Raw genomic sequence first — 12,080 nt, forward strand, 5'->3', positions numbered from 1 at the left:
TAGCTCGAGGGCCGCGGGATTATGGTTCCATCAGCCCCTTTTGTAAGCTTAGATCTGCGATGCTGTAGGAGGTGGGCTGATGGCGCGTTGTTGTGGTTTTCAATCGATGGGCGGACAGGACGTTCCGCAGGGACCGCGGACCTCGATCCATTCTGCTTCATCCCGTCCGGTGTTGCAAACTGCCCGAATTGAAGGTGGTCGCGTTTCGGTCGGAACAAGCCAGCCTTTGTTGCCTCAAGACGGTGAGGGGCCGGTCAGGTCGGTTCGAATAAACGCGTTCGAACTTTCTGTCGGCGCAGTCACCAACGAAGAATTCGGGCGGTTCGTCGAGGCAACCGGATATGTGACCGAGGCGGAGCGACTTGGCTGGTCCTACGTTTTCTATAAATTCCTCGATGGAAATATTCCGACATCGGGAGTAGTCGGCGCCGAATGGTGGCGGAAGGTCGAGGGCGCAAATTGGGCCTACCCAAGCGGTCCAGGTTCGTCGCTTGAAAAGCTCGGGAACTTTCCTGTCGTGCACATCTCCTGGCAGGATGCGTCGGACTATTGTCACTGGGCGGGCGGGCGATTGCCGAGCGAAGCTGAGTGGGAACACGCCGCACGCGGCGGCCTCGACCAGCCCGTTTACCCATGGGGCGATGAACAACCGACCGAGACGTTCACCCCCTGCAACATATGGCAAGGACGTTTTCCCGACCTTGATACCGCTGCGGACGGGTATGCCGGCCTAGCGCCGGCACTCTCCTTCGAACCCAACGGATATGGTCTCCACAATATGGTCGGAAACTGTTGGGAATGGACCGCCGATCCATTCCGCGTTCGGTCTCTCCGAAAAGCGGCAAACTCAGCCAATTCGGCATCCAAACAGGAATGGAAAAGAGTTCTGAAAGGCGGCTCTTACCTTTGTCACGCGTCTTATTGCCATCGCTACCGCATCGCTGCTCGAATGGGCAGCACAGGCGACTCCACGACCGGGCACATCGGCTTTCGCATCGCTTTCGACGTCAACTCATCGGCAGATTGACAGTTCGAGCAAGTTAAGTTAATCCATTAACCTACTGGCTGCAGGACGTTCTTGAGGAGGGCCGTCCTGCGACATACGGCCAGCATTGCGCTAGGAGGAGACAGATGAAACTCGTCAATCGCATAGCCGTTACCGCACTTGGCCTTGCGCTTTGCGCATCAGCAAAGGCCGAAACTCTAAAAATCTATTGGAACGCCGGCCACGCCTACCAAGCTTATGCCGACGTCATCAAACAGTTCGAAGCGGATCATCCCGGCTGGACCGTGGAGTGGGGCCGGTTTCAATGGCCGGATCTGCGCACGAAGCTGGTGGCCGACCTGTCTGTTGGCAACGCGCCGGATCTTGTTGCCGAACCTGGCGGTTGGGTGCCGGAATTCGCGTTGCAAGGAAGAATAACCGCCCTCAACGACTTCGTCGCCAAAGACGGAAAGGCGATGGGTTATCCTGATGACTGGCAGGACTTTTCGGTGGCGAGAAATACCATCGACGGAAAGTACTACGGCGTCCAATTACACCTGACATGCGCGACGCTGGTTTATAACGTCGATCTGCTGAAAGCGGCAGGTTTTGAAAAGCCGCCCGCCAATTGGGAAGAGTTCCGCAACGCTGCCATCGCAGTAACGAAGACCGGAAGATTTGGCTTCGCTCCCAACCAGGTGGCAGCGTACTTCACGCCGTGGATCTATCAAAACGGCGGTAAGTTTTACGACAAAGCCTCCAATAAGGTGACCTTCGACAGCCCCGAAGCCGCGCAAGCGCTGCAGTTCGTCGCCGATCTGATCCACAAGGACAAGGCCGCCACCCTTCCTGTCGCCGGCGCTGATTATGAGGGGCCGCAAAAGCTATTCACGGCCGGACGGGCAGCCATGATCCTGACAGGGCCATGGGATGTCGGACCCATCAAAACAGGCAATCCGAAACTGCGTTGGGATGTTGCGCCTTCGCTGACGGAGAAGGATCAGGCTACGATGTCCGGAGGTGTCAGCCTCTTCATTCCAAAGGATGCCAAGCATCCGGCGGAAGCGTGGGATCTGTTGAAGCGCTTCGTCTCGCTTGATGCCGAACTCGCCGCCTCGATACCAAATGGCATGACAATGCCGCGCAAATCCTGGGCTGCCGATCCAAAGGTCAAGTCCGACCCGGTGCTCGGGAAATTCAGCCAGTGCCTCCCATACGCCGTGGATTCGTCGGCGGAACTCTCCCTGACGGGCAAGAATGCGACTGTTCAGGACCTTTTCAAAGCGGCTGTTCAGGACATTCTCTACAATAACAAGCCCGCCCAGGCAGTGCTGTCGGACTACGCTGCGAAGGCAAACACAGAACTTCAGAAAAAGTGACGAAAACGTAGAACCGGAGATCGCCGGCATGAAGTTCTTGAACAGCCACCAAGGCCGTCAGGCAACGTTTGCCTACATCGTGCTGTCGCCGGCGATCCTCTATTTCACCGTCTACTTCTTCTACCCGATCGCCGTTGAACTCTGGGCCAGCTTCTTTCGCGGGCAGCCGCTGATCGGTGACTCCGAATTCGCCGGATTTGACAACTATATGCAGGCGCTGACGGATGAGAGGGTTCGCGATGCCTTCATCCGGACTGCTGTCTTCGCAATCTGCGGAACGATCGGGACTCTGTTGCCTGCCCTTTGCCTGGCCGCCCTCCTCGCCGGACCCGTCAAGGCTGCAACGACGATCCGGGCGATCATCTTTTTCCCCTACATCATTTCCTTCGTCATTGTCGCGCTGATGTGGAAAAGCATTCTCGACCCATACACCGGCATGCTGAATGCAGTGTTGGCCTCCCTGGGGCTGCCGATGCAGAACTGGCTGAGCACACCGTCGACCGCCTTGCCAACCATCATCGCAGTCACGGTGTGGAAGGATATCGGATATGCGATGCTGATCTACATTGCGGCGATTCAATCGATTCCCAAGGATCTCTATGAGGCGGCTGACGTCGATGGGGCATCGGCCCGGCAGAAGTTTTTTCGCATTACCGTACCGCTGCTGACGCCGACGACGCTCTTTCTCGCCGTCATCAGCATGATCGCCCACCTCCAGGACCTTTCGGCCCCATATCTCTTGACGGGCGGCGGCCCTGCCGAAGCGACAAGACTGTACGCGCTGCATGTTTACGAAACGGCTTTTGTCGAACTCAACATCGGTTATGCATCGGCGCTGTCATTTCTGATGTTGATCGTCATCCTGGTCGTCACTGCCTTGCAGTTTCGCTTTCTGAACCGGGAGATCTCCTACTGATGGCAGGTGTGGTAAACCAGCGCCCGGTCGCAACGTCTCTGATCACTTATCTTGTGCTCGCATTCTTCGTGGTCCTGGCGCTTTTTCCTTTCTTCTACATGGTGTCGTTGTCGCTGCAGAGCGATGCCGATCTGTTCAGCGGCGTGCCCGTTATCATTCCCTCGGACCTGCGGTTCTCGAACTACATCACGATTTGGGACAAAGCTCCCTTTGCCCGCTTCATCGTCAATAGTTTCGTGATCGCCGGAGGCATAACAGTGCTCCACCTCCTATTCGATCCGCTGATCGGGTATGTGTTTGCCAAGCTTGAATTCCCGGGCCGGCGCTTCATGTTTGCCGCCCTGCTATCGACCCTGATGCTGCCCTTTTTCATCAGAATGATCCCGCTTTATATTCTCACGGCGGAGCTCGGCTGGCTCAACACCTATCAGGGGCTCATCATGCCGTTTGCGATGAGCGCCTATGGCATCTTCATGATGCGCCAGTTCATCCGGCCAGTCCCTTCGGAGCTTCTCGATGCGGCAAGGCTGGATGGAGCGTCGGAGTGGCGGATCTATCGTGCAATCGTTCTCCCGCAGCTTGGCCCCCCTATGGCCACGCTCGGGCTTCTCACATTCGTCTTTCAGTTCAACGAGTTTCTCTGGCCGCTGGTCGTCGTCAGCTCGGTCGAAATGCGGCCGATCACCACAGGGCTCACTCTGTTCAATTCCGAATTCTTTACACAGTGGAATTTGACTGCAACGGGCGGCGTCATTCTCTTCGTCCCGAGCCTTCTGCTGTTCGTGTTTATGCAGCGTTATTTCGTCCAATCGGTGATGATGTCCGGGATGAAATAGTCGAATGAGGACCACCATGAACTCTTCTCCGAATGTCATCGTATTCTTCACGGACCAGCAGCGCTGGGACACTGTTGGACTGCACGGCCATCCACTCAGGCTTACGCCGAATTTCGACCGTTTGGCCCAAGCAGGCATGTTTGTTCCCAATTCGTTTACCTGCCAGCCCGTTTGCGGTCCGGCCCGCTCCGCGCTTCAGACCGGGCTCTATCCGACGACGACCGGATGCTTTCGAAACGACATTCCGCTTCCTCCGGAACAGAAGACGCTCGCCCACCATTTCGCCAAGGGCGGCTACGAGACGAGCTATATCGGCAAGTGGCATCTTGCCTCCAGGGAACCGGTGCCGCCGGAGCAGCGAGGTGGATATCAGCACTGGTTGGCGTCCAACATCCTGGAGTTCACGTCCTATGCTTACGACACCACCATGTTTAATGCGGCAGGCGAGGCGGTGAAGCTGCCGGGCTACCGGGTCGACGCTTTGACAGACGCCGCAATTCGTTATGTCGCCCAGCCGCGGGACAAACCGTACTTCCTGTTTCTCTCGTTCATCGAGCCACACCACCAAAACGAGTTTGATGATTATCCAGCTCCGGTTGGCTACGAGGAGCGTATCCGAGAGAAAATGGAATTGCCCCCGGATCTGGCCATGCTTGGCGGATCGTCCTCAGAGCATTATCCAGGCTACATGGGAATGATACAGCGGCTTGACGAAGCGCTGGGGCGGCTCGTCGATACGTTGATCAGTCTCAAGCAGCTCGACAACACTGTGATCCTGTTCACGTCGGACCATGGCTGCCATTTCAAGACGAGAAACAAGGAATACAAACGATCGTGCCATGAGGCATCGATCAGAGTTCCGACGTTTTTTCATGGCCCCGGATTTATGAACCGCGACCCCTACGAGGGATTGGCAAGTCTTATCGATCTTCCCCCAACTTTGCTCGCGGCGGCCGGTTTGCCGGTGCCGGACGAGATGCAAGGACGGTCGATATTCCGAGATTCTCCGTTGGAGAACGAGAGTATTTTCGTGCAAATAAGCGAGAGCCATGTCGGACGGGCCTTGAGGACCAGGCGCTGGAAATACGAGGTGGGTGGACCGGAACTGAGTGGCTGGGACGACATGAACGGTTCCGCTTATGTCGAGACCCATCTTTACGACCTCGAAAAGGATCCGTATGAGCTGGATAATCTTTGCAGGCACGGCGAATTCGAGGACGTTCGCGAGAGCCTGCGAACGGAACTCCTACGCCGGATCGCCGACGCAGGTGAACCTCTACCGACGATAACGCCGATATGAATGAACACGGGAAACAGGCGCGGCCGTTGCAGCCGGTGTCCAACGAGAGGAACGTGACGGTCGCTGACGTCGCGCGCCATGCAAGCGTTTCTACAGCAGCCGTTTCCTTCTACTTCAGTGACAGAGCCGAACATCTGAAGCGTGTCGGCCCAGAGGCCAGGGAGCGTATCCGAGCAGCGGTCGAGGCGCTTGGATATGTGCCAAACAAGACTGCGCGTCATTTGCGCCGCCAGAAGAGCGAGCGCCTGTGCATCATTCTGCCAAAACTCGGCATCCCTTACGCCGATAAGATGGTGCAGGATCTGGGCCAGGCTGCCGTAGAACGTGGTTTGCTGCCAATCGTGTCAACGGCATCGAACATCGCTGAGCTGCAGAAAATCCTTGCGGAGGTGGAAGCCGGCTTGGCCGATGGTGTGGTCGCTGACGTTGAGTATCTGGGCGAAGAACAGGTCGACGCAGTTTTCGCCGGCATGGGCAAAGATTGTCTCATCATACATCCGACGGCCCGATCAAAGCGATTCAGCGTGCTGAACAACGGCCTCGTGGCGGCGCTCGAAACCGCATTCGAGGATCTCATTTCGAAAGGGCACCGAATATTTGCCTATGTTCAAAATACCGGCCTTAGTCCCAATCACCGTCTTCAGGTCATCATGGACCGCCGGAGGCGGCACAATAGTGATGTCGTCATCGACACAATGGTGGGGGCCAGCGAAAGATCATTAGCCGCCGACTGCGCGCGCAAGATCGTGGCGCTCGAGCGACGCCCAACAGCGGTTTTTGTCGAGTCGGACTATACTGCCGTAACGGTAATCGAGGAGTTTTCCCGTCTGGGTATCCATGTGCCCCGGGAGATCGCCGTCGTGGGATGTGGCAATGCGGAGGAAGGCTTTTATTGCGAGCCGCGCCTCACCACGATCGGCCCGGAATGGGGATCGTTGGAGGAAGCGGGGCGCTATCTCATAGATAGCATTGCGACAAGCGAGCGTCAGCCGCCCAGAGCGTTCCACACGAACTGGACGTATATCCTGCGAGCGAGTGCTTAAACTATCGGAGCTGAGCAGTCAGCTCCTCTCCAGCTGTCGGCACCAGCCCGGGGGTGCGGACAACCAAATGCACCGGCACTGCCACAGCGTTGGGTCCCGTGCGCCGTTCATCCGAGGAAGCGCTTGTGAACAACCGGGGAATCCACCCTGGCATCCGGCCTATACGGCGTCTATTGGCGCGACCGACTGGCGCACGATCATTTCGCACTCCAGCTTGACCTTGTGGTTGTCATGCCGCATCCGCGGCGCGGCGATCATCTCTGCAAGCTTCTCGACGGCATAGCGCGCCATGTCGGCATGGGGCAGTTGCATCGTCGTGAGCGGCGGCAGCATATCGCCGGAATAGGATTCATTGTCGAAACCGATGACCGAAAGGTCGCGCGGGATGGACAGGCCGGCTTCCTTCGCGGCTTCATAGACACCCATGGCAATGCGGTCGCAGAAACAGCATATTGCCGTGGGCCGGTCATCGAGCGCTTGCAGGCGCTTGAAGGCTGCATAGCCTCCCTGAATCGTCCAACGCCCCTTGATAATAAGATGGTTGTCGACAGGAATGTCGCGCATCGTCAATGCTCGGCGATAACCCTTGATGCGCTCGCGAGAAGCTTCGATCGCGTCCTCGCCACCGATATAAGCAATGCGCGTATGCCCGGCATCGATCAGCGACAGCGTTGCCTTCATGACAGCCGACAGGTCTCCGGGCACCACGCTCGGCAGGGGCTTGTCGACCGTATAGCAGTTCAAAAGTACGGTCGGCCATTCCGCGAGCTGCGGAGCAAGCGTCACTTGCTGCGTAATCAGCCGCGCATAGATGATGCCCGCAGCGGGCAGCGTCGCGAGATGGCTGAGAGCTGCCTGCTCTGCCTCCTCGTCGGCGTCGGTCGGCATCACCGAGAGCAGATAGCCCAGCTCGTTTGCCGCCTCTCCGGCTCCGTCGATCAGGCCGGCGACATGGGGCGAACTTGTCACCTCGTTGATGAGCATGGCAATCAGCGGACGCCGGTCGATGCGCCGAGCCTGCGTCCTGTAACCCATCCTGGCCGCCGCACTTAGAACAGCCTCGCGCGTTGCCGACGATATGCGCGTTCCCGGAGCATTGTTGAGCACAAGCGACACGGTCGCCTGCGAGACGCCGCAGGCGGCAGCGATGTCGGACATCGTCGGCTTTTTGATCACGCGAACCCCTTGCAAGACTGACTATCCGCTTAGCACGAAGTTTTACGAACGCAAAAGCGGCGAGGGCTTGCTTGATAATAATTTTAGTTATAACCAGTGATTTATAACTAATCACTCTGGGAGGGGTGCATGGCAGGCGTAACGCTCGCTGGGGTGTCCAAAAGCTATGGCACGGTGAATGTCATCCGTGACATTTCGCTTTCGATCAACGACGGCGAGTTCCTGGTTTTTGTCGGACCATCCGGCTGCGGGAAATCGACGCTTCTGCGCATGATCGCCGGTTTCGAAACCATCACCGGCGGCGACGTCCTGCTCGGCGGCAACCGGGTCAATGACATGGCCGCCCGCGATCGCGGGGTGGCGATGGTCTTCCAGAACTACGCGCTGTACCCCCATATGACAGCTCGCGAGAACATGGCCTTCGGCCTGCGCAATATTGGTACGCCGAAGGCAGAAATCGCCTCACGCATCGATAAAGCCGCCGCCATTCTCCAGCTTGAGCCTTATCTCGACCGCAAGCCCAAGGCGCTTTCCGGCGGCCAGCGTCAGCGTGTTGCGATCGGCCGCGCCATCATGCGCGAACCGGATGTCTTTCTGTTTGACGAGCCGCTCTCCAATCTCGATGCCGCTCTTCGCGTCTCGATGCGCACCGAGATCGCCAAGCTCCACCACCGCCTTGCCGCAACCATGATCTACGTCACGCACGATCAGACGGAAGCCATGACCATGGCAGACCGTATCGTGGTCCTCAGGGACGGGCAGATCGAGCAGGTCGGCGCGCCGATCGAGCTTTACGAGCGCCCAGCCAATGCCTTCGTAGCTGGTTTCCTCGGTGCGCCGCGCATCAATCTGCTCCCGGCAACAGTTACAGCCGTCGACGGCGAAGCGGTCGAACTCGCCTGTGCGGGAGACGCCCGCCTCACTGCCAAGGTTCGTGCCAGTCCCGCCAAAGGTGACACGGTGACAATCGGCCTGAGGCCGGAAATCCTGTCGCCGGCCGATGAAGGAGCGCTCAGCGGTATCGTTGATGTCGTTGAGCAGCTCGGCTCGTTGCAACTTGTCTATGCGACACTTGCTGATGGCACCGCCATCGTCTCCGAACTGCGCGGCGGCGCAGCGCCTTCGATCGGCTCCGTCGCCCGTTTCGCGATCGGTCCCGGTACGCGCCACGTCTTCGATGCAAACAAGGTCTCGATCACCCTGCATGCTGAAGTGGGTGGGGCATGAGCACCAGCAGCCTGACCGCCGCGCGCAGGCGCGATGCACTCGCCGCTTACATCTTCCTCGCGCCTTTCGCGGTGATCTACGCGACGTTCCTGGTCTACCCCTTCTTCAAGGGCTTGTGGATCAGCCTCCACGACTGGGAGCTTGCCGGCAACTACCGGAAATATATCGGCCTCCTCAACTATGAGGACATGTGGTTCGACACGATCTTCTGGAAGACCGTGGGCAATACGCTGGCCTTCGTCGCCATGACCGTGCCGACCATGACAGCACTGGCCCTGGTACTGGCTCTTGCCGTGTTCGGGCAGGGGCGGCTCAAGGGTGTTCTGCGGTCCGTGTTCTTCATGTCGAGCGTGTTTTCGGTATCGGTCGTGACGCTGATCTGGTCGATGGTGCTGTCTGCGGACAACGGCCTGCTGGTGCCGCTCTTCAATCTCATCGGCGTCAAGCCCATCAATTTCCTCGGGCACCCGACGCTCGCCATGCCGTCGATTGCGTTGACGACGCTTTGGTGGGGTGTCGGCCTCCCCATGGCGCTGTTTCTGGCGGCACTAAGCCAGATACCGCCGGAACTTTACGAAGCGGCCGAACTCGATCATGCCGGTCGGTTCAGCGTCCTGAAAAACATCACCCTGCCGTCGATCCGTCACACCGTGCTCCTGGTTCTGGTCCTGCAGATCGTCGGTCAGTTCCAGATTTTCGGTCAGGCCCACCTGATGACACAGGGCGGGCCCGCCAATCGGACGCGTACGCTGGTTCAGTACATTTACGAGACGAGCTTCCGCGACTGGCAGGTCGGTTACGCCACGGCCATGTCCTTCGGGCTCTTCATCCTGATGCTTGGCTTTACAATGCTGCAGCTCTGGCTCGGCCGCAGGGGGGACGAATAATGGCAAGCGCACGCACAAGCGGCCTGCGCCGCGCCACGGACGTTCTCATCCTCGCCGCGACCATTGCCTTTGCGATCCTCTGGCTTCTGCCCGTCATCTGGGTCGTCGCCATGTCGCTGAAACCGAATACCGAGTTGATGCGTTCCACGGCAGGCTTCCTGCCGGTCCCATTCACCCTCGATAATTATATCGGCCTCCTGAAGCTCGATACCGTGCCGCGCTGGCTGATGCACAGTCTCATCGTCTCGGTAACGATGACGATTATGGTTCTGGTCGTCTCGTCTATGGCCGGCTATGCGTTCGCGCGCCTGGAATTCCCCTTCAAGAAGACGCTGTTCATACTCGTGATTGCCGGCCTGATGGTACCCGAGCAGGCAGTGTTCATTCCGCTGCACACGATGGTCTCGGGCTGGGGACTGCACAATACCCACTTCGCACTGGTCATGCCGCGCGTCGCCGTGCCGATCGGCGTGTTTTTGATGATGCAGTTCTTCCGCAGCGTTCCGAAAGAACTGGAGGAAGCGGCCGCCATTGATCACGCCTCACGGCTGACGATCTTTCTGAAGATTATGTTGCCGCTCTCCGTGCCTGCACTGACCACGCTCGGTCTGTTCACCTTCATCTTCGCCTGGAACGACTTTCTCTGGCCGCTCGTCTCGGCGACCAAGGCCGACATGTACACGGTCACGGTCGGCCTTGCCTCGATCCAGACCAACTTCGCTTTCTCGGAGGGCATCGGCGCTGTCATGGCATCGGCGGTCTTTGCCAGCCTGCCCATCGTTCTTCTGTTCCTGATCTTCCAGCGCTTCATCGTGGCAGGTGTTGCCATGAGCGCCGGCAAATAGGCACCGGCCCGACCGGCCATGCCGGGACGGGTTTTTCGCAACGGCATCGCAAGGAGGATATGATGCACAAGACGAAAATGCTGCAACGTCTGGCGCTCGCCACGACACTGATGACTGCGCTCTGGGGAGGAGCAGCCCAAGCAGTCGACATCTCGTTCTTCCGCTTCTTCGGCGATTGCCAAGGCGAATACGGCGAGGTGACAGACGTGACCAAGGCCAATGGCGAATGCGGCATCATCACCGCGCTCACCAACAAGTTCAACGCAGAAAACACCATCGGCGCCAAGGTCGTCACCCAGACGGCCGAATGGGGCGCCTATTACGACCTGCTGACCGCGACTTATTCCACCGGCAACATCCCTGACGTCGCCGTCATGCACGCCTCGATAATGCCGAATTTTTCGGACCGGGATCTCCTGACGCCGCTGACCAAACCGATTGCCGATCTCGGCATCCAGACAAGCGACTTCGTACCGGCGGCGCTGAAGAACGCTACCGCCAAGAATGAAATTTATGCCCTCCCATACGACCTTCATGCGCTGCTCTTCCATGTCAACATGGACCTGATGAAGAAAGCGGGCCTTGTGAATGCAGACGGCTCGCCGATCCTGCCGAAATCGCCAGAGGAACTGCTCGAGCAGGGCAAGAAGTTCAAGGAAGCGACCGGCAAGTACTACATCGGTTCGGAAGCCCAGAGTTCGGAAGGCATGATGGTGCGCCTGTTCGACACGCTTCTCTGGCAGCAGGGCGTCGATGTCCTCTCCGCCGACGGCAAGACGGCCAGCATCAATACAGCGGAAGGGCTGAACGCAGCCAAGCTGATCTCATCGATATTCTCGCAAGGTCTTGCCAATCCGGCGCTGGATTATCCCGGCTCCGAACAGGCGTTCCTCAACGGCGAAACCGGGATTCTGATCAACGGCACCTGGGGCGTCGACAACTACGATACCCAGGCCAAGAGCGGAAAAGTGGCCCTCAAGGACTATCGCGTCGCCAATGTGCCGCAACTCTACGCCAAGCCCTCCGTCTGGGCCGACAGCCATATGTGGGTCATCCCGAAGGACGACGATCGCAGCGAAGACAAGACGAAAGCCGCTCTCGCCTTCCTCAAGTTTCTAAACGACAACAACTTCCAATGGTCGCGCACCGGCCATTTGTCGACCCGTCAGTCGGTTCTGAATTCCGAAGAGTTCAAGGCCCTGCCGCATCGCGCCGAGTTTGCCGACACTGCCAAAAATGCCACGTCACTGCCGCAGATCCAGAACCAACGTGCCGTCTACAACGCGATGATCACCGACTTGAACGCGATGTGGCTGACAGGCACCGATCCGCAGGCGACGCTTGAAGCGATGCAGGCCGGCGTCGAGCGCGTCCTGCGTCGCAATCGCTAGTGCCTCCAACCCCTCCTGAGGGGGTGGTCTCCCACCGGGATACGCGCCAGGCCGCGCGTATCCCGGAACCCCAATCGAAAAAAACCGATCTTCCA

At 58.4% G+C, this 12,080-nt stretch carries 11 protein-coding genes; 10 read left to right on the plus strand and 1 reads right to left on the minus strand.

Translation table 11 applies throughout. The features are described 5' to 3' along the window. Nucleotides 1-79 precede the first annotated feature (79 nt). The 6 genes from OLZ32_RS30590 (at nucleotide 80) to OLZ32_RS30615 (ending at nucleotide 6,459) form a co-directional block, all read left to right on the plus strand. Nucleotides 80-1,027 (plus strand): formylglycine-generating enzyme family protein, encoded by a 948-nt coding sequence (locus OLZ32_RS30590; RefSeq protein WP_264399173.1) that lies wholly within the window; start codon nucleotides 80-82, stop codon nucleotides 1,025-1,027. Nucleotides 1,028-1,131: 104 nt separating this feature from the next. Beyond that, on the plus strand, nucleotides 1,132-2,364 hold the full coding sequence (locus tag OLZ32_RS30595) for an ABC transporter substrate-binding protein (protein ID WP_264399174.1): 1,233 nt from the start codon (nucleotides 1,132-1,134) through the stop codon (nucleotides 2,362-2,364). Between the two features lie 28 nt (nucleotides 2,365-2,392). Next, nucleotides 2,393-3,280 (plus strand): carbohydrate ABC transporter permease, encoded by an 888-nt coding sequence (locus OLZ32_RS30600; RefSeq protein WP_264399175.1) that lies wholly within the window; start codon nucleotides 2,393-2,395, stop codon nucleotides 3,278-3,280. Then, entirely contained in the window at nucleotides 3,280-4,116 is an 837-nt protein-coding gene (locus OLZ32_RS30605) for a carbohydrate ABC transporter permease (RefSeq protein ID WP_264399176.1), read from the plus strand. Before OLZ32_RS30600 ends, OLZ32_RS30605 begins: the two co-directional genes overlap by 1 nt. Before the next feature lie 16 nt (nucleotides 4,117-4,132). Continuing rightward, complete coding sequence (locus tag OLZ32_RS30610; RefSeq protein WP_264399177.1) at nucleotides 4,133-5,416, plus strand: sulfatase-like hydrolase/transferase; 1,284 nt, start codon at nucleotides 4,133-4,135, stop codon at nucleotides 5,414-5,416. Beyond that, nucleotides 5,413-6,459 carry a LacI family DNA-binding transcriptional regulator gene (locus OLZ32_RS30615; protein ID WP_264424245.1) on the plus strand — a complete coding sequence of 349 codons (1,047 nt, stop codon included), beginning with the start codon at nucleotides 5,413-5,415 and terminating at the stop codon, nucleotides 6,457-6,459. The genes OLZ32_RS30610 and OLZ32_RS30615 overlap by 4 nt, the downstream gene beginning before the upstream one ends. 159 nt (nucleotides 6,460-6,618) lie before the next feature. On the opposite strand, the gene OLZ32_RS30620 is transcribed toward OLZ32_RS30615, so the two are convergent. Beyond that, nucleotides 6,619-7,635, minus strand: a complete 1,017-nt coding sequence (locus tag OLZ32_RS30620) for a LacI family DNA-binding transcriptional regulator (protein WP_028743324.1) — start codon at nucleotides 7,633-7,635, stop codon at nucleotides 6,619-6,621. 129 nt (nucleotides 7,636-7,764) lie between these two features. Between OLZ32_RS30620 and OLZ32_RS30625 the strand changes: the two genes are divergently transcribed. The 4 genes from OLZ32_RS30625 to OLZ32_RS30640 all read left to right on the plus strand — a co-directional run bounded on the left by OLZ32_RS30625 (nucleotide 7,765) and on the right by OLZ32_RS30640 (nucleotide 11,985). After that, nucleotides 7,765-8,862 (plus strand): ABC transporter ATP-binding protein, encoded by a 1,098-nt coding sequence (locus OLZ32_RS30625; RefSeq protein ID WP_264399179.1) that lies wholly within the window; start codon nucleotides 7,765-7,767, stop codon nucleotides 8,860-8,862. Beyond that, nucleotides 8,859-9,749 (plus strand): carbohydrate ABC transporter permease, encoded by an 891-nt coding sequence (locus tag OLZ32_RS30630; protein WP_003549443.1) that lies wholly within the window; start codon nucleotides 8,859-8,861, stop codon nucleotides 9,747-9,749. Before OLZ32_RS30625 ends, OLZ32_RS30630 begins: the two co-directional genes overlap by 4 nt. Beyond that, nucleotides 9,749-10,594 (plus strand): carbohydrate ABC transporter permease, encoded by an 846-nt coding sequence (locus tag OLZ32_RS30635; protein WP_020486893.1) that lies wholly within the window; start codon nucleotides 9,749-9,751, stop codon nucleotides 10,592-10,594. The genes OLZ32_RS30630 and OLZ32_RS30635 overlap by 1 nt, the downstream gene beginning before the upstream one ends. Nucleotides 10,595-10,656: 62 nt before the next feature. Further along, nucleotides 10,657-11,985, plus strand: coding sequence for an extracellular solute-binding protein (locus OLZ32_RS30640; protein WP_264399180.1), 1,329 nt, complete (start codon nucleotides 10,657-10,659; stop codon nucleotides 11,983-11,985). The last annotated feature ends 95 nt before the right edge of the window (nucleotides 11,986-12,080 follow it).

Source organism: Rhizobium acaciae (assembly GCF_025941625.1).
GTDB classification, from domain to species: Bacteria; Pseudomonadota; Alphaproteobacteria; order Rhizobiales; family Rhizobiaceae; genus Rhizobium; species Rhizobium acaciae.